Annotated in this window: 13 protein-coding genes; 3 read left to right on the top strand and 10 right to left on the bottom strand. The window is 65.3% G+C overall.

The features are described from left to right. The 3 genes from D1Y85_RS18510 to D1Y85_RS18500 all read right to left on the bottom strand — a co-directional run bounded on the left by D1Y85_RS18510 (nucleotide 1) and on the right by D1Y85_RS18500 (nucleotide 3,561). Entirely contained in the window at nucleotides 1–1,026 is a 1,026-nt protein-coding gene (locus D1Y85_RS18510) for an ABC transporter permease (protein ID WP_124152532.1), read from the bottom strand. Then, nucleotides 1,023–2,540 carry a sugar ABC transporter ATP-binding protein gene (locus tag D1Y85_RS18505; protein WP_124152531.1) on the bottom strand — a complete coding sequence of 506 codons (1,518 nt, stop codon included), beginning with the start codon at nucleotides 2,538–2,540 and terminating at the stop codon, nucleotides 1,023–1,025. The genes D1Y85_RS18510 and D1Y85_RS18505 overlap by 4 nt, the downstream gene beginning before the upstream one ends. Before the next feature lie 73 nt (nucleotides 2,541–2,613). After that, nucleotides 2,614–3,561 (bottom strand): ABC transporter substrate-binding protein, encoded by a 948-nt coding sequence (locus tag D1Y85_RS18500; protein ID WP_246024971.1) that lies wholly within the window; start codon nucleotides 3,559–3,561, stop codon nucleotides 2,614–2,616. Nucleotides 3,562–3,833: 272 nt separating this feature from the next. Between D1Y85_RS18500 and D1Y85_RS18495 the strand changes: the two genes are divergently transcribed. Together D1Y85_RS18495 and D1Y85_RS18490 are read left to right on the top strand one after the other, a co-directional pair. Further along, entirely contained in the window at nucleotides 3,834–5,576 is a 1,743-nt protein-coding gene (locus D1Y85_RS18495) for an IlvD/Edd family dehydratase (RefSeq protein ID WP_124152529.1), read from the top strand. Between the two features lie 198 nt (nucleotides 5,577–5,774). Further along, nucleotides 5,775–6,794 carry an alpha/beta hydrolase family protein gene (locus D1Y85_RS18490; protein ID WP_124152528.1) on the top strand — a complete coding sequence of 340 codons (1,020 nt, stop codon included), beginning with the start codon at nucleotides 5,775–5,777 and terminating at the stop codon, nucleotides 6,792–6,794. 54 nt (nucleotides 6,795–6,848) lie between these two features. On the opposite strand, the gene alr is transcribed toward D1Y85_RS18490, so the two are convergent. Both alr and D1Y85_RS18480 read right to left on the bottom strand, forming a co-directional pair. Beyond that, nucleotides 6,849–7,970: an alanine racemase gene (gene alr, locus D1Y85_RS18485; RefSeq protein WP_124152527.1), complete on the bottom strand. Its 1,122-nt coding sequence runs from the start codon at nucleotides 7,968–7,970 to the stop codon at nucleotides 6,849–6,851. A 247-nt stretch (nucleotides 7,971–8,217) separates the two neighbouring features. Next, nucleotides 8,218–8,658 carry an SET domain-containing protein gene (locus D1Y85_RS18480; protein WP_124152526.1) on the bottom strand — a complete coding sequence of 147 codons (441 nt, stop codon included), beginning with the start codon at nucleotides 8,656–8,658 and terminating at the stop codon, nucleotides 8,218–8,220. Nucleotides 8,659–8,758: 100 nt separating this feature from the next. Here D1Y85_RS18480 and D1Y85_RS18475 point away from each other — a divergent pair, with 100 nt between their 5' ends. Beyond that, complete coding sequence (locus tag D1Y85_RS18475) at nucleotides 8,759–9,625, top strand: GNAT family N-acetyltransferase (protein ID WP_425466949.1); 867 nt, start codon at nucleotides 8,759–8,761, stop codon at nucleotides 9,623–9,625. Nucleotides 9,626–9,672: 47 nt separating this feature from the next. Here the strand turns inward: D1Y85_RS18475 and D1Y85_RS18470 are convergent, their stop codons facing one another. The 5 genes from D1Y85_RS18470 to dbpA form a co-directional block, all read right to left on the bottom strand. Next, nucleotides 9,673–12,471 (bottom strand): Hsp70 family protein, encoded by a 2,799-nt coding sequence (locus D1Y85_RS18470; protein WP_124152524.1) that lies wholly within the window; start codon nucleotides 12,469–12,471, stop codon nucleotides 9,673–9,675. A 5-nt stretch (nucleotides 12,472–12,476) separates the two neighbouring features. Beyond that, nucleotides 12,477–14,324 carry an Hsp70 family protein gene (locus tag D1Y85_RS18465; RefSeq protein ID WP_124152523.1) on the bottom strand — a complete coding sequence of 616 codons (1,848 nt, stop codon included), beginning with the start codon at nucleotides 14,322–14,324 and terminating at the stop codon, nucleotides 12,477–12,479. Next, nucleotides 14,321–14,911: a DUF2760 domain-containing protein gene (locus D1Y85_RS18460; protein WP_124152522.1), complete on the bottom strand. Its 591-nt coding sequence runs from the start codon at nucleotides 14,909–14,911 to the stop codon at nucleotides 14,321–14,323. The genes D1Y85_RS18465 and D1Y85_RS18460 overlap by 4 nt, the downstream gene beginning before the upstream one ends. Nucleotides 14,912–15,278: 367 nt before the next feature. Then, complete coding sequence (locus D1Y85_RS18455; RefSeq protein WP_124152521.1) at nucleotides 15,279–15,590, bottom strand: high-potential iron-sulfur protein; 312 nt, start codon at nucleotides 15,588–15,590, stop codon at nucleotides 15,279–15,281. Nucleotides 15,591–15,768: 178 nt separating this feature from the next. Next, a complete protein-coding gene (gene dbpA, locus D1Y85_RS18450) occupies nucleotides 15,769–17,166 on the bottom strand; it encodes an ATP-dependent RNA helicase DbpA (RefSeq protein ID WP_124152520.1) in 1,398 nt (465 codons plus the stop codon). Nucleotides 17,167–17,394: the final 228 nt, after the last annotated feature.

Raw genomic sequence — 17,394 nt, 5'->3', positions numbered from 1 at the left:
TCAGGCGCTTTCTCGCGCACGGCGTACGAGCGCCGCGCGTCGTAGTTGCCGCGCGGCGAACGCGCGGGCCGTCGGCGACTGGATCAGGGTCACGAGCAAAACGACGACGGCTTTGACGACAAGCGTCGCCTCGGGCGGCACGCCGATCGAATAGGTCGTGTAGGTCAGGGTCTGGATAATGAGCGCCCCGAGTACGGTGCCCGCGAGGCTGAAGCGTCCACCCGCGAGCGACGTACCGCCGAGCGTGACGGCGAGGATCGCGTCCAGTTCGAGCAGCAAGCCTGCGTTGTTGCCATCGGCGCTGCGCACATTCGAGCTGATGAGGATGCCCGCGACGGAAGCCATCAATCCGCAGAACGCGTAAGTGCCGAACACCACGGCCTGCGACGACAGCCCGGCGAGGCGCGCGGCCACCGGATTCACGCCGATCGATCGAATGAAGAGCCCGAGCGCGGTCTGATTGACGATGAGGACGGTGAGGATGGTAACGGCGATGGCGATCCACACGTCGCACGGCACAAGCGCGTAGTAGCCGCCACCCGCGAAGAGATAGCCCGGTGCGCCGATCGGGATGATCTGCCCGCCGGTGAGCAGTTGCGCGACGCCGCGTCCGGCCACCATCAGGATGAGCGTGGCGATGATGGGCTGCATGCCGACGAACGCAACGAGCATGCCGTTCCACATTCCCGCCAGCAGGCCCACGCCTAACGCTGCGGCGAAGGCGGTGCCCACGCGCGTCGGATCGCCTTCGAGCACGCTCGCGGCGGCGGCCCCGGCGATGGCGACCACGGCGCCCACCGAAATGTCGATGCCGCGCGTCGCAATCACGAGCGTCATCCCGAGCGACACCACGACTAGCGGTGCGGCGTTCATCAGAATGTCGATGGGTGCGCCGAACAGGTGACGGGAAAGCAGGGTGATCGAAAGGAAGTTCGCGCGATGGGCGACGTCGATGGCGAACAGGCACACGAGCGTCGCCACCGGCCACATGAGCGGATGCTTGAAGAGCGTGGACAAGCGCATCATCGATGGCCTCCGGCGATCAGGTCATACACTTCGTCCTCTGAATGACCGTGGCCGTTCAGTTCGGCAACCTTGCGGCGATCGCGCAACACGGCGATGCGATCGCTCACGCGGACCACCTCGCTGATCTCCGACGAAATGAACAGAATGGCGAGCCCCTTCGCACACAGTGCGCGCACGCGATCCATGATTTCGAATTTCGCGGCGACGTCGATGCCGCGGGTGGGCTCGTCGAGTATCAGCAGTTCGGGCTCGGTCGCGAGCCAGCGGGCGAGCAGGACCTTCTGCTGATTGCCGCCGGAGAGCAGGCCGAGCGGCTGTTCCGCGTCGCGCGCCTTGATGCCGAGCTGCGCGATGTATTCGTTCGCGATTTCACGCGAGCGAGCGCGGCTGATCATGCGCCACCAGCCGCGGCGCGCCTGCAGTGCGAGCACGATGTTCTCGCGGATCGAGAGGTCCGCGACGATGCCTTCCTTCTTGCGGTCTTCGGGACAATACGCCATGCCGTGCCGCACGGCATCGCGTGGCGAGGAAAGCTTCACCGTCTCGCCGCCGATCGACACCGCGCCCTCGTCCGCGCGGTCAGCGCCGAACAGGAGACGCGCGGTTTCCGTGCGCCCGGAGCCGAGGAGCCCGGCGAGCCCGAGTATCTGGCCAGGCTGGACGTCGAGATCGAGCGGACTGAGCACGCCGCGCCGCGCGACGCCGTGCGCGCTGAGCCAGGGTGCTGCAGGCGCAGCACTCGCCGGGGCCAGCGTCTCATTGCCCGGTTCGAGCCGTTCGCGCGCGAGCTGCTGCCCGACCATCTTCGCGACGAGCGTCTGTACGGGCAGGTCCGCTGCGAGATATTCACCTTCGCGCTCGCCATTGCGCATCACCGTGATGCGATCGGAAATCGCGTAGGTCTGTTCGAGAAAATGCGTGACGAACAAGATCGCGATTCCCGAATCCCGTAGCTTGCGCAGGACTTCGAAGAGCCGCGTGACTTCGCTGTCGTCGAGGCTCGAGGTCGGTTCGTCGAGGATCAGGATGCGCGCATCGACGGACATCGCACGCGCGATCGCCACCATTTGCTGCATCGCAATGGGATATGTGTCGAGCGATTGCGTGACGTCGAGCGCGAGATTGAGTTCGTCGAGCGCTTCGTCGGCGCGCCGGTGGATCGTCTTCCAGTCGATCAGGCCGCGCCGCCGTGGCTGCCGTCCGGCGAAAATGTTTTCAGCGACCGAGAGGTTCGGACAGAGGTTGACCTCCTGGTAGAGCGTCTGGATGCCGGCCGCTTCCGCTTCCAGCGGCGTCGAGAAAAGCACGGGCGCGCCGTCGAGGAGGATTTCGCCTGCGTCGGGTTGGTGCACGCCGGTCAGGACGTTGATGAGTGTCGATTTGCCGGCGCCGTTCTGACCCATCAAGGTATGGATCTCGCCGGGGTAAAGCCGGAAATCGACGTTGACGAGCGCACGCACGCCCGGGAACGTGCGCGAAAGGCCGTGAGTTTCGAGGAGCGGAGTGGCACTCATAGCGTAATTAGCACGCAGCGGCGGGCGGCACGCAATAGCGCGCCACCCGCCGTCTGCGAATCAGTCGTCAATGTTAGTACTTGCGCGTCGGCAGCACTTGCGCGGCCACGCTCATCGGGAACACGGTCTCGGTCGTCACGATGCGCTTGGGCAGTTCCTTGCCCGCCACGACATCTTTCACGGCGGACATTAGTTGCGGTCCGAGCAGCGGGCTGCATTCGACGTCAACATTCATCTTGCCGGCGATCATCGCCTCGAAACCGCCCTTGGTCGCGTCGAACGACACCACGGCGATGTCCTTGCCAGGCTTCATTCCGGCTTCTTCCATCGCCTGGATTGCGCCGAGCGCCATGTCGTCGTTATGCGCGTAGACCACGTTGATCTTGTTGCCGTAGGTCTTGGCGAACGCTTCCATGACCTGCTTGCCGCCCGCGAGCGTGAAGTCGCCACTCTGCGACGCGATGATCTTGAACTTCGGATCGTTCTTGATCACTTCGATCAGGCCGGCATGGCGGTCGTTGGCGGGCGCGGAGCCCACCGTTCCCTGCAGCTCGACGATATTGATCGGGCCCGCGTCGTTCTTGTAACGCTCTTCGAGCCACTTGCCGCCGCGGCGCCCTTCCTCAAGGAAGTCGGAGCCGATCATCGTCACGTAGAGCGACGTGTCCTTCACGTCGATGTTGCGGTCCGTGAGGATCACGGGAATCTTCGCGCGCTTCGCTTCCTGCAGCACCGGCTCCCAACCCGATTCGACCACGGGCGAGAACGCGATCACGTCCACCTTCTGCGCGATGTACGAGCGGATGGCCTTGATCTGGTTTTCCTGTTTCTGCTGGGCGTCCGAGAACTTGAGATTGATGCCGGCGTCTTTCGCCGCCTGCTTGACGGACACTGTATTGGCTGTTCGCCACGCGCTTTCTGCGCCTACCTGGGCAAAGCCGAGCGTGATCTGCTTGTCTTCGGCGTGGCCGGTGCCAGCCGCAAATGCGAAGGCGGTTGCCATGAGTCCGCCCGCGACCATGCGAATTGCCAGTTTCATGCGTGTCTCCGATGTAGCTTGCGTTGTAATCGTTTAATTCACGGCGCTACACCCGTTGTCCACCACGGCCGGATACTGTCACGAGTAGTTCGCGCCATTTCTGACCACCGGATGCTCTGGTGGCCGCCCGACTGCTGACTTCAATAGGAAAACTATATGCACGCTATTTAAGGGTTTCGATTAGCGTTTTCCCGGTACTACGGGATCAAATAGTCATGCTATTTATACTCCATTGCCACGAAAATGGTACCGCCATGAGCACACGCACAAAAAAGCTTCGCTCGGCAGCCTGGTTCGGCACAGCGGACAAGAACGGCTTCATGTACCGAAGCTGGATGAAAAATCAGGGTTTCCCGGATCACGAATTCGAGGGCAAACCCGTGATCGGCATCTGCAATACGTGGTCGGAACTCACGCCCTGTAACTCACACTTTCGCAAACTCGCCGAACACGTGAGGCGGGGCGTCTACGAAGCGGGCGGCTTTCCCGTGGAATTTCCGGTGTTCTCGAACGGCGAGTCGAACCTGCGGCCCACGGCGATGTTGACGCGCAATCTCGCTTCGATGGATGTCGAGGAAGCGATACGCGGCAATCCGGTCGATGCTGTCGTGCTGCTCGTGGGCTGCGACAAGACTACGCCCGCATTGCTGATGGGCGCCGCAAGCTGCGACGTACCCGCGATCGTCGTGAGCGGCGGTCCGATGCTCAACGGCAAACACGAGGGGCGCGACATCGGCTCGGGCACGGTCGTGTGGCAGTTGAGCGAGCAGGTGAAGGCGGGGCGGATTTCGATTCACGAATTCATGTCTGCGGAGGCGGGCATGTCGCGCTCGGCAGGGACCTGCAACACCATGGGCACCGCGTCGACGATGGCGTGCATGGCCGAGGCGCTCGGCGTGACGCTGCCGCATAACGCGGCGATTCCCGCCGTCGATGCGCGCCGCTACGTGCTCGCGCATCTCTCGGGCATGCGCATCGTCGAGATGGCACTGGAGGATCTGCGGCTGTCGAAGCTGCTCACGCGCGAGGCCTTCGAGAACGCGATCCGCACGAACGCGGCCATCGGCGGCTCGACCAACGCGGCCATTCACCTGAAGGCCATTGCGGGACGCATCGGCGTGCCGCTCGAACTCGACGACTGGACGCGCGTCGGGCGCGGCACGCCCACGCTGGTCGATCTGCAGCCGTCGGGCCGCTTTCTGATGGAAGAGTTTTATTACGCGGGTGGCCTGCCCGCCGTGCTGCGACGGCTCGGCGAAGCCGGACTGTTGCCGCATCCGGATGCGCTCACGGCGAACGGCAAGTCGCTCTGGGACAACGTGCGCGAAGCGCCGATCTACGACGCCGAAGTGATTCGCCCACTCGACAATCCGCTCGTGCGTGACGGCGCTTTGTGCGTGCTACGCGGCAATCTCGCGCCGAACGGCGCGGTGCTGAAGCCATCGGCGGCGACGGCCGCGCTGCTCAGGCATCGCGGCCGCGCGGTGGTGTTCGAGAGCTTCGACGACTATAAAAGTCGTATCGCCGAACCCGGACTCGACGTCACGCCGGACTCGGTGCTCGTGATGAAGAACTGCGGGCCGAAGGGATATCCGGGCATGGCGGAGGTCGGCAACATGGGCTTGCCGCCGAAACTGCTCGCGCAGGGCATCACCGACATGGTGCGCATTTCGGACGCGCGCATGAGCGGCACGGCGTATGGGACCGTCGTGCTGCACGTCGCGCCCGAGGCGCGCGCGGGCGGACCGCTCGCCATCGTGCGCGATGGCGACTGGATCGAACTGGACTGCGAGGCGGGGACGTTGCACATCGATATCAGCGATGAGGAGATTCGCGCGCGCCTTGCGCAGTGGGCGGATGCGCGAGAGGAAATACCGGAGGATCGCGGCGGCTATCGCGGCCTGTATGTAGAACACGTGCTGCAAGCCGACGAAGGGTGCGACTTCGATTTCCTCGTCGGCTGCCGGGGAAGTGAGGTGCCGCGGCATTCGCATTGAACGACGGCTGTCCGCGCTAACCGCAGGCTTGCGCTCGTCGCCAACGCGAAGGAGGCATCGCCGGTAGCGGGCGCGCCTTGCCGCCTGCCTGACGATTGCGATTGTCGCGATCGTACGTCCGGCAATGAGAGCAAGTTCGATCAAGTGCCCCTGATTCCGGCTCACTACAATCCATGCAATCCACTTGGGGGAGATCGCATGGAAATCCTGGGGCGTACCTTTCGATTTGCTGCCGTCCGCTTTGCCGCGCTCGCGACCGTGTGCGGCCTGTTCGCCATTGCGGGTTCGCGCGCCGAGGCAGCGGTGGGGTTCCAGCGGCTAACCTACACCGCACCTGGAGGCGCTCACGTCGAAGCAGGCATCTGGTACCCGAGCGAAGGGGTCGAGAAGCCTGAACCGCTGAGCTTGAACGAGCAGGACGTGGTCACGGGCGGTGCCGTTCGAGGCACCGATCTGCCGCTCGTCGTCATCTCGCACGGAACGGGTGGCTCGTTCACGGGGCACTACGATACGGCGATCGCACTCGCGAAGGCCGGCTTCGTGGTGGCCGCGCTGACGCATCCCGGCGACAACTACCTCGACAACAGTCGCGCGTTATTCATCTCCGACCGACCGAGGCAAGTCAGCCAACTGCTCGACTTCATGCTCGAGCACTGGAGCGGGCGGGCAAGCCTCTCGACGCAAAAAGTCGGCGCGTTTGGCTTCTCCGCTGGCGGATTCACGGTGCTGGCGCTAGTCGGCGGTCGCTACGATCTTGGTCTCGTCAGTGAGCATTGCGCCGATCATGCCGACGAGTGGACCTGCAAGTACGTCGCAAACAGTCCGGTGCCGGTGAACTTCGCCGTGCCGCGCGCGGATGGCGCGGACACCGATCCGCGCATCAAGGCCGCGGTAGTCGCCGCGCCTGCGCTCGGCTATACGTTCGGGAAAGCCGGACTAGCCAACGTTCGCGTTCCGGTCCAGCTATGGCGTGCCGCCGCCGACGAGATCCTGCCTCAGCCCTTTTACGCGCAGGCCGTTTATGACGCCCTTCCGGTCGCGCCGCAATACTTCGTCGTGCCCGGTGCGGGCCACTACGATTTTCTCGCGCCGTGTTCCGCCGCCCTTGCTCAGCAAGTGCCGGACATTTGCACGTCGGCGCCCGGATTCGATCGCGCGGCGTTTCATCGGCGCTTCAATGCGGCAGTCGTGGACTTCTTCAAAGAGAATCTGCGTTAGCGTCAGCGCAAAACCGGCAATGACCGACGCTTGCGTGCAGCGGACGCGCTTCGCTCAAAGTGTCGTCACGCACTCGGCTAGCCGCGAGCGCTCCGCCGTGGTCACGCCGCTTGCCACTTCGACCGGCACGCGGCGCGCGAGCGCACACATCAGTTCATAGCCGATCGTGCCCGACGCTTCGGCCACGTCGTCGACCTTTACCCGGTCGCCCCAGAGTTCGACCGACGACCCGATTGTCGCCTGCGGGCACGGCGTGAGATCGACGGTCAGCATGTCCATGGAGACGCGTCCGACGACGCGCGTGCGCACGCCATCGACGGCAATGGGCGTGCCGGTGCGTGCGTGACGCGGATAACCGTCTGCGTAGCCGCAGGCGACGACGCCGATGCGCATCGGATGGCTTGTCTGGTACGTGCGCCCGTAGCCGACGGTCTCCTGCGGCATGAGCGTTTGCACACCGATGACGCGGCTAGTGAGCGTCATCGCCGCGCGCAGCCCGAAGCCTGCGACGTGGCGCGTCGCGCCCGTGGGCGACGCGCCATAGAGGATCGTGCCGGGCCGCACCCAGTCGCGGTGCGCGCGCGGATGCCAGAGCACGCCCGCCGAGTTCGAAAGCGACTGCTCGCCGGGAATGTCCTGTGTGACGGCGTCGAACTGATCGAGTTGCCAATCGATCGCGCCATCATCGGCGTTGGCGAAATGGCTCATGAGCCCGACTGAGCGGATCGAAGGCAGCGCCGACGCACGCTCCCACGCTCGCCGGAACGCATGCGGACGAAAACCGAGACGGTTCATGCCGGAGTTCATCTTGAGCATGACGTCGATGGGCTGGCGCAGCTTCGCCGATTCCAGCAACTGCAACTGCTCGTCGCAGTGGACGGCGACGGAGAGGTGATGGCTGTCCGCGACTTCGACGTCGATGGGCTCGAATACACCTTCGAGCAGCAGGATCGGCTTCGTCCAGCCCAGTTCGCGCACGCGCACGGCTTCGTCGAGATCGAGCAGGGCGATGCCGTCGGCTTGCGCCAGCGCGGGATAGATCCGCTCGATGCCATGGCCGTATGCGTTGGCCTTGACGACGGCCCAGACGCGCGAGTGGGGCGCCGTCTGCTTGACGAGTCCGAGGTTGTGGCGGACGGCTTCGGGATGAGTGCGGGCGATGATGGGACGCGGCATGGCGGTTCCTGATCCGGGATGTCTGGCCTGCGCTGCCCGTATCGCCGGCGGCGCGGTTAGCCTGGAGGAGTGGTTTGCGCAATCATATTGATCTTCAGCCAGTTATTTTTAATATATTTGATTGATTTTTTGGTCGAAATAACTGTGCTGATGCGCTTCCGTGATCGATGGTTCGCGACCTTGGCGAACGTTGTGTGTGTGGAGGGGAGTTTGTGGAAGCGAGTGGCGCTCGCTTCGCGATCGGCCTTTACGCGCCGACACCCAGCATCGTGCCGCGGCAGCCGCCCGTGCCGCATCGGCAAACGTACATCAAGCGCGTCTCGTCGCTCGCATCGCTTTCGAGTTCCAGCGCGTAGTCGATGAAGAGTTCCGCGCCCGCGTCGATATCGCAGATCGCGTCGATGAACACGCGCCCGTCGATCTCGACTGTTTCGCAATTCGCATTGCAGGCGTGATTGAGCCAGCGCGCGCCGTTGCCGCCGCGCCCTCCGTCGATCACGCGGCCATCGGAGAGACCGAACAGAAACGTGTGGGCGCAGTCCGCGCGCGACTCGCAGTGACGCGAAGCCTCGCGCCAGGTGGTCACCTTGCCACGGTATTCGAAGATTCGTTCGCCCGCGCGCAGGGCGCACAAGGCGAAGACGCCTCGGCCATGCACCGGGGAGCGCCGCACTGTGATTCGTCTCATGTCGATTGTGGTGGTGTGGATTGCGTGCAGTATAGGTGGGCAATATTGCGTGTTGTGTTGAAGATGTATTACCCGGTTTGAGCTGTAGCGGCGAGGCGCCGTGCCTCCCACCTCCGTGTTCCGCCAGAAGTCCACCGGTCCGTTAAACACGCTCACTCGTGGCTCCACAAGAGTGTCGTCGCGTGGACCTTCCGAAGGTGCCACGAAAGACGTAGTCTTCTGGATTCACCTATCACACTCGCGGGAGCAGTCCTTGACACAGCGCCTTAACGAATTCGGGCAACCCATCGGCGAACCGGTCCCGGGCTGGACGCCGCGCGAGCGCCCCGCCGACGTCACCCTGACTGGTACCTGGTGCCGCCTCGAGCCGCTCGACGCGGCGCGCCACGCGGACGATCTCCACGCTGCCTATCGCGCCGCGCCCGATAGCCGTAACTGGACCTACCTGGCCGTCGGCCCGTTCGAGACGGTCGACGAATTCCGCCGCTACGCCGAAGGCGCGGCGCGCAGCGCGGACCCGAAGCACTACGCGGTGATCGACCTCAAGACGGGTCGCGCAGTGGGCACGTTGGCGCTGATGCGGCAGGACCCGGCCAACGGCGTTATCGAAGTGGGCAGCGTGACGTTTTCGCCGCTGCTTCAGCAGACGCCGCTCTCCACGGAGGCGCAGTACCTGCTCATGGCCTATGCCTTCGACACGCTCGGTTATCGCCGGTACGAGTGGAAGTGCGACAGCCTCAACGCGCCTTCGCGCAAGGCGGCGCAGCGTCTGGGCTTTACGTATGAGGGAATCTTCCGCCAGGCGGTGATGTACAAGGGACGTACACGCGACACGGCGTGGTTCTCGATCATCGATACGGAATGGGCGTCGATCAAGCGCGCGTTCGCGGCGTGGCTGATGCCGGAAAACTTCGATGAAGAGGGGCGTCAGCGTGTGTCGCTTGCAGCGCTACGCGAGCGAGCGTGACACGGGCCACGCAGCGTAACTGACCGGACGATGGGGCCGTGCGTGCCTCATCCCCCGATCAACTTCAATCCGGCAGGCAGCGATTCGCCGAATACGCGTCCGGTATCGGCATTGTCGAGCGACACCACTTCGCGGACCATCTCGACCCATGCAAGCGGTGCATTCGCCGCTTCGAGCCGCCGAATGATGGTGTCGCGCACGGTCTGCGGCAGATCGCGCGAGCGGTCGCCGGTCATCCTTGCGATCTGCACGGCAGCAAACATCGCGGGCTCGACCTTGCGCCAGTTCAGTTCGAGGATGACGTCGATCCAGCGCGTCGCCACGTCGGGCGGCACGACACCATGCGCGCTGCCATAAAACGGCCGGCGCGCACCGATCCGGCCGACCGCCCACCAGCTCTGCGGGTTTTCCGAAGACTGCTGTAGCCGCGCAAGCAGGCGTTCAGCAATCTGGATCTTGCGATCGACGTCGATGTGTTCGAGCGACGCGTACAAGCGAACCATGTCGCCCTGGCCCAGCTTCGACGGATCGAAGGGCAGTTTGTGGCGCTTCGCGCCCGCTGCCGCTTCGAGCCAGTCCATGGCTTCGAGCACCTGCTGCTGGGCCGCTTCGGAGAGCCCGCCAGCCGCGCGCCGCCAAAGCGTCCACCACTCCGACCACACCTGGCTGTCATTGACGTGCTGGATGCCGTCGTCGAACAGCGTCCACAGTTGTTCGACGCGCCACTCGTCGAGCGGATAGCCGAAGCCCGGCCGCACGCTGTAGCCGGCGAGGTTGAGCCAGAGCCGTTCGTGATCGGCGGAACGCCGGCGCCGGCCCGAGCGCTCCCAGAGCGCGCCGAACAGTTCACGAAGCAGCGCGCTATCCCAGCTTTCGCGCGGCCCGAGACGTTGTTCGAGTTGCGCGCGCAGACGCTTCACTTCCTTCGCATCGACGCTCGCGGACCGTGGTCCGAACACGCGATCGATGAGGCCGATCGCTTCGTCGAGCGACGGATGACGCTGCGTCGCTTCGGCGTTATTTCCCCTATCGTCGCGCCGGAGCTGGAATTCCAGCAGCCATCGTTGCGATGGATCGTCGGTGGCGATGCAACGCACTTCGAGCGTACCGAGTTCCGTTAGCGAGGTCGTGAGCTTGACCTCGCGCTCACGCGGCGCGTTTGCGTCCATGCGTTGCACGACCGTTGCTAGCGGCGGCAGGCGCACGAAGTCGGCGCTCGAGAGATCGGCAAGCTCGCCTGCTTTCCACGCCGTATCGGCGACCGTGGAGACCAGATGGAACTGCACAGGGTGTCCGAGCCGCAACGCGAACACGCGATCGTCGAGACGCACTTCGTGCGCTTCTTCCGTGCCGCGCGGCAAGAGGCAAACGCCTCGCTGCGTTTCGGGGGCACTGTCGAGCACGAGGAAATAACTGCGCGCGGAGCCGCCGCCGATGCGCGGCGCCTCGCCCGCGCGGGCCAGCGCATAGGCCACCGCGCCGCGCGCGACGGCGACATCCGGCTGGTCGTTTTGCAGGACGTGCAGCGCTTGCCCGCGCCATGTGCCGAGCGTATCGGCGAGGCGCGACGAAAGGGCTTGCGCGCGAAAAACGCCGCCATTGAGCAGCAGCGTGTCCGGCACCGGCACGGTGGGCGCTTCGGTTTCGGCCAACGTGTCGCCCAACGCATCGCGCGATTGCGCGGCGAACCGGTCGAGGAACGCAGCGATGTGCCGCGTGATGGCCGGATCGGCGGCGTAGGGCAAGCCGAACTCGACGAGTGCTGCGCGCGAGCGGCGCGGCAGGTCGCCCGCGCCCCCCTTCGGAAAGAAGCCGTCCACGACAACCTGTTCGACTTCTTCACGACGCAGCTGCGTCGTGCGCGCGCCGCCCACCAGCCGCGCACCCGCGCCAAGCAGCGTGATCGGGACGCTATCGGGCGCCGCTTCGTCGAGCAGTTGTTCCTTCGCGGCGCGACAGCGTTCGACGAGCTGCGAGAGGCTCGCTGCCGTTAGCCGCGTGCCAGCCGGTTGCCCGGCCGCGAGTCGCGCTTCGACGAGATGCGCCAGCGCGAGATCCATGTTGTCGCCGCCGAGCATCAGATGATTGCCCACGCCGATCCGCGTCAACCGCGGCTCGCCGTCTTCGACATGCACCTTGATGAGCGTGAGGTCCGTCGTACCGCCGCCCACGTCGCAAACGAGCACGAGGCGCGTCTTTCCGAGTTCGGTGTCGAGCGTCGTGCGATGGTGGTACAGCCAGTCGTAGAACGCGGCCTGCGGTTCTTCGAGCAGGCGCAACGCGGGCAATCCGGCGAGCCGCGCGGCTTCGAGTGTCAATGCACGCGCGCCGTCGTCGAACGAGGCCGGGACGGTGAGGACCACATCCTGATCTTCGAGCGGCGCATGCGTGAAGCGCGCATTCCAGGCGTCGCGCACGTGCGCGAGATAGCTGGCGCTCGCCGCGACGGGCGAAACCTTCTGCGCGTCGTCGCTCGCGCCCCAGGGGAGGATCGGCGCGAGACGGTCGACCGAAGCGTGCGAAAGCCAGCTCTTCGCACTGCTCACGAGCCGGCCCGGCACCTGCGCGCCAAGCGTGCGCGCGAGCCCGCCGATCACCGCCTGCGGCGCATCACCTGGTTGCGCGCCGCTCCATGGGAGGCGCAGATCGTCCGCAGCGAGTTCTCCCGGCGCCGGGTGATAGCGCGCGGAGGGCAGGAGCGGTTCGGCATGCACCTCGCCGAGACCCACGAGCTGATCGACGTCGAAGACGCGGATCTCGCTGTTGTCCACCCCGCCGCGCGCCTCGACGTAGGCGACGACCGTGTTGCTCGTTCCGAGATCAATGCCGACGAGGTATTGCTTCATCAAGCTCAGGCGTTGGCGCTGCCACGCACGTCGAATTCGACTTTCCAGCGCTCGTTCGTGCCGCTCGACAGCGCTTCGAGTTCGAGCGTGCCCGCTTCGGTCACGCGCGCGTGCAGCTTCACGGGCACGACGTCGCCGGGCGTGCGGCCTTCGGGCGGCAGCGTCGCCTGGATTTCTTCGAGTTCCTGCAGTTCGTCGGGCGACCAGTAGTCGAGCATCGTGCCGACTTGATCCTGCCGCCGGACCGACGATCCGAAGAAGCGGAAGTGCACCGGCTCGCCGACCACGAGTCCGAATTCCTGCGGCGGCAGAGCGGCGTCCGTGCCTTCTTCCATGCCGAAGGGTGCGACGCACAGCGCCGACACCGGCGGCTCGAGACCGGGCACGGCAGGCATGGCCGACTCGATCGCGATGTAGTAAGCGCGCGCCGTGCCTCCGCGAATCCGCACGCCTTTGCCGCGCTTCACGTAGCCGTAGTACGCGGCGCCGCGCGCGACGGCGAGATCGAGGTCCGCGCCGCCGATCAGGCGTGCGCTCGCGGCGCCGTCGGCGGTGAGCCAGTTGTTCAGGACGCCGAGAATCCGTTCGGCCAGCAGCGCGGACTTGAACACGCCGCCGTTGAACAGCACGGCGGTGGGGTGCAGGAAGCTCGCACTTTCGGCCGGAGCGGTGGCGAGGCCCTGGAGTTCGGCCAGCGCGCCGACCTGCTTGCCGAGGAACGCCGCCAGGTGCCGCGTGATGCCGGCGTCCTGCGCGTACGGCAGGCCGAGCTGCGTGAGGCCCGCGCGTGCGCGGCTCACGGGGCGCGCTGCGGCATCGACCGGCGGGAAGAAGCCTTCGAGAATCGTCTGCGTGAGTTCGGCACGCGTGAGTTCGGTGCGGATCGACCCGCCGATCAGCTTCGATCCGCGGCTCGGCACGACGAGCGGCACGGCGTCGGCGGCGGGGTCGGAGAGCAGCGTTTCCTTGGCCGAGCGGCACGCGTAAGTGAGGGCGCGCAATTGCCACGGATCGGCCTGCGTGCCTTGCGCCGCGAGCTTGCGCGCGACGACGTGCGCGAGCGCGAGGTCCATGTTGTCGCCGCCGAGCAGAATGTGCTCGCCGACCGCGACGCGATGGAGTTCGAGATTGCCTTCGCGCTCGACGACGGCGATCAGCGAGAGGTCGGTCGTACCGCCGCCCACGTCGATGACCAGAATGATGTCGCCGACCGTCACCTCTTTGCGCCACGCGCCACCGCTTTTCTGGATCCAGCTATAGAGCGCGGCCTGCGGCTCTTCCAGCAGCGTCATGCGTGCGTAGCCGGCGGCCTGCGCAGCCTCGGCGGTCAGCTCGCGCGCGGCCGGATCGAACGAGGCGGGAATCGTGACGGTGATGTCCTGCTCGGCGAAAGGCGCCGCGGGATGCGCGTGGTCCCAGGCTTCGCGCAGATGCGTGAGATAGCGCACCGAGCTTTCGAGCGGCGAAATGCGCGCGACTTCGGGTGGCGCGTCGTTCGGCAGGATCGCTGCGCGCCGGTCCACTCCGGGATGGCACAGCCAGCTTTTGGCGCTCGACACGAGGCGGATCGGCGTGCCTGCACCACGGCTTCGCGCGAGTTCGCCTACCGCGTAGTCGCGGCTTGCCGTCCACGGCAAGGTCAGATCGCCGGGCGTCAGTTCGCCGGGATGCGGCAGATAGAGAAACGAAGGCAGCAGGCTGGGCGATTCGAGCGTGCCAGGCGCGGTGAGCTGCGCGATGGGCAGCACGCCCTGGGTGGTTTTCTCGCCATCGCTTGCCGTGAGGTCGACGTAAGACAGCGCGCTGTGCGTCGTGCCCAGATCGATACCGATCGAAAAGCGCGGCTCGCTCATAGCTCCACCTCGGCGGGTGCGATCACCGTCACGTCGTGGGACTTGATGAGCTTCGGCAGCCTGACTTCGGCGGCGCGCCAGCCGCGGTGCGCGACGCTGCCGCTAAACGGTGCCTTGCCGACCACGTTGCCGGTGAGGCGGATCGCGGTGGCGTCGAAACCCTCGGGGACCGTGACGCGGCTGCCTTCGGCTTCGTCGCGCACCGGGCGGATCGTGAAGTGTTCGCGCAGCGTCGTGCGGCAACCGTCGTGAACGAGGCGCGCCGCAGCACCGATTTCGAAATCGGAATAGCTCGCGATGTCCTCTTCGACGAAGTCGATGAAGCGCGCGTTACGCTGAAGCAGGCCCAGCAGTTGAAGGGCTGCATCGGGACTCGCTTCTTCGATGGCGGGCGCCGGAGCAGGCGCGGCGACCGGTGCGGGTTGGGGCGCGGAAACAGGGGCAGAAAGAGGGGCAGAAACGGGCGCCGGCGCGCCTTCGCGCAAACGGCGAACGTTCGCGGCAAGCGTGCTGTCGCCGAGGATGGCGAAAAACGATCCGACGGCGACGGAAAGCCGGCCGACGAACGAAAGATTCGATTCGGTCATGAAGAACTGCTCCTGGAGTCGCCTGAGCGGCGAGCGGGCCGGCCGGGCCTGGCGTTGCTCGCAGCGAGCATTGCAGGCAGTGGCCAGCGTGGGAAAGCCGAGCCCTGTGAGGGCTCAAAAGCGTTATTTTGCCTTGTTCCGGCGGCGAGCCGGGCAAAACACGGCCGCGAGGGCCGGATATGACGCCCGGTTGAGGGCGCGGCGGGGCGCCGGGTCACGGCAAAGGAGAGATCCGCCCGGGCAGGTGGCCTGCTCGCGGGCGGCTATTTCGATCGACGCCGACTGGTGTTGGCGATCATGCACATGTCGCCATCGTCGCGGTAGGCGCGCGAGAACCTCACGCTCGCAACGCGCGTCGCGACCGGTCTCAGGTCTTCTTCGTATAGCCGCTGCACCAGCCGCCGCTATTAACGATCTTGCCGCCGAAGAGCAGACAGGGGCCAGTCGCCGCTCCCGTCTTGCCCTGAAACAGCTGGCAATTCGAACACGCCTGGCCGGTTTGATATTTCGGGTACTTCGCTTTATCCACCTGCGAGGCATTGGCCTTGTAGCCGAGCGCCTGAGCCGTCGGATCGCTCTCGGAGACCGGCGGGGCGTCGGCGCGCGCTTCGTCGATGAGAATCGACGTCGAGGCGAACGTGGCCGCGATGGCGATGAACTTGCGACGTGAACATGGCATTACAAGACTCCCTTTGAACATGCGCGCCTTGGGGAAAGGTCCGCGCGAGTGGTTGTTCGGGTCGGCTCCTGCAGTCACGAGCCTAAGCCTATGTGGTGCCGTCTGGCATCGCAAGTTTTTTGCGATGCCTTCTATTCCCGGCGCGCAGCGCGGCGCATCGCCTAAACGGCGGGCGATCTCACTCGTCCATCAGGCGCGCTTTGATCTTCTTGCCCTTAACCTTGCCCGCATTGAGCTTGCGCAGCGCATCGCGTGCGATGCCACGCTCGACGGCCACGTAGGTCGAAAAATCGGTGACGTTGATCTTGCCGATCTGCTCGCCCTTGAATCCGGCTTCGCCGGTCAGCGCGCCCAGCACGTCGCCCGGACGGATCTTCTCCTTGCGGCCGCCAAGAATCTGCAGCGTTTCCATCGGCGGCAGCAGGGGCGTATTGCTGGCGGGTTTTAGCGAGGCGACGGGATGCCATTCGACTTCGCGCTTGAGCGCCTGCTCGATGCCGCCCACGCGCCCCATCTCGTCCATGGTCGCGAGGGAAAGCGCCCAGCCGTCCTGATCCGCGCGTCCCGTACGGCCGATGCGGTGCACGTAGGTTTCGGGATCGGGCGTTACATCCACGTTGATCACCGCTTCGAGCTGCGCGATGTCGAGACCACGCGCGGCGACGTCGGTGGCCACGAGCACCGAGCAGCTTCGGTTGGCAAACTGGATCAGCACCTGGTCGCGTTCGCGCTGGTCGAGTTCGCCGTGCAGCGCGAGTGCATGAAAGCCCTGCGCGCGAAGCACGTCGAGCAGGTCGCGACACTGCTGCTTCGTGTTGCAGAACGCCAGCGTGCTCACCGGGCGATAGTGATTCAGCAGCATGCCGACCGCGTGCAGACGGTCGTTCTCGGTGACTTCGTAGAAGCGCTGGCGAATCTTGCTATTGTCGTGATGTTCTTCGAATTTGGCTTCCTTCGGATTGCGAAGGAAGCGTTGACTGAGCTTCGTGATGCCGTCCGGATAGGTGGCCGAAAACAGCAACGTCTGACGCTCTTTGGGGCACTGGCTGACCACTTTGGCGATGTCGTCGAAGAAGCCCATGTCGAGCATGCGGTCCGCTTCGTCGAGCACGAGCGTGTTCAGCGCTTCGAGCGCGAGGCTGCCGCGCTCCAGATGATCCATGATGCGTCCCGGCGTGCCGACGATGATATGCGCGCCATGTTCGAGGCTCGCCGTCTGGGGGCGCATGGGCGTGCCGCCGCATAGCGTCAGCACCTTGATGTTTTCCTCGGCGCGCGCAAGGCGGCGGATTTCCTGCGTGACCTGGTCGGCCAGTTCGCGCGTGGGGCAGAGGATCATCGCCTGTACTTCGAGGCGGCGCACATCGAGCCGCGACAGCAGCGCCAGCGAAAATGCGGCCGTCTTGCCGCTACCCGTTTTCGACTGCGCGATGAGATCGTGTCCCGCGAGCGCGATGGGCAGGCTTTCGGCCTGGATGGGCGTCATTTCGAGGTAGCCGAGCCGGGTGAGGTTCTCGAGCATGGCGGGCGCGAGCGGGAGCGCGCTGAAGGGCGTGGCGGTAGATGGGTTCGTCATACGGGGTCTCGCGCCGTGGGTCGCGGCAACGCGGCTTGAAGCTACGTTGCGCAGGGGCGTTGGGTGGATCGGGAGGCGAAGAAAGATCGCGCGTGCCGCGATTCTAGCGGAAGCACGGGGGCGCGCCTTTTATTTCGTCGCGCCGCACGCTGTTAGGGCCAGATCCAGGGCGAAAAATCGTTGTGTTCTCAATCACCTTGCAGCAGACGGAGCCGCCAACCGATGGCA

Source organism: Paraburkholderia dinghuensis, assembly GCF_003837865.1.
Taxonomy (GTDB): Bacteria; Pseudomonadota; Gammaproteobacteria; order Burkholderiales; family Burkholderiaceae; genus Paraburkholderia; species Paraburkholderia dinghuensis.
This window is presented reverse-complemented; position numbering and strand designations above follow the sequence as displayed.

Bases quoted from the DNA above. Each gene is read 5' to 3' on its own strand.
- D1Y85_RS18510 (WP_124152532.1), bottom strand. From the start codon at position 1,026: ATGATGCGCTTGTCCACGCTCTTCAAGCATCCGCTCATGTGGCCGGTG.
- D1Y85_RS18505 (WP_124152531.1), bottom strand. From the start codon at position 2,540: ATGAGTGCCACTCCGCTCCTCGAAACTCACGGCCTTTCGCGCACGTTC.
- D1Y85_RS18500 (WP_246024971.1), bottom strand. From the start codon at position 3,561: ATGGTCGCGGGCGGACTCATGGCAACCGCCTTCGCATTTGCGGCTGGC.
- D1Y85_RS18495 (WP_124152529.1), top strand. From the start codon at position 3,834: ATGAGCACACGCACAAAAAAGCTTCGCTCGGCAGCCTGGTTCGGCACA.
- D1Y85_RS18490 (WP_124152528.1), top strand. From the start codon at position 5,775: ATGGAAATCCTGGGGCGTACCTTTCGATTTGCTGCCGTCCGCTTTGCC.
- alr (WP_124152527.1), bottom strand. From the start codon at position 7,970: ATGCCGCGTCCCATCATCGCCCGCACTCATCCCGAAGCCGTCCGCCAC.
- D1Y85_RS18480 (WP_124152526.1), bottom strand. From the start codon at position 8,658: ATGAGACGAATCACAGTGCGGCGCTCCCCGGTGCATGGCCGAGGCGTC.
- D1Y85_RS18470 (WP_124152524.1), bottom strand. From the start codon at position 12,471: ATGAAGCAATACCTCGTCGGCATTGATCTCGGAACGAGCAACACGGTC.
- D1Y85_RS18465 (WP_124152523.1), bottom strand. From the start codon at position 14,324: ATGAGCGAGCCGCGCTTTTCGATCGGTATCGATCTGGGCACGACGCAC.
- D1Y85_RS18460 (WP_124152522.1), bottom strand. From the start codon at position 14,911: ATGACCGAATCGAATCTTTCGTTCGTCGGCCGGCTTTCCGTCGCCGTC.
- D1Y85_RS18455 (WP_124152521.1), bottom strand. From the start codon at position 15,590: ATGCCATGTTCACGTCGCAAGTTCATCGCCATCGCGGCCACGTTCGCC.
- dbpA (WP_124152520.1), bottom strand. From the start codon at position 17,166: ATGACGAACCCATCTACCGCCACGCCCTTCAGCGCGCTCCCGCTCGCG.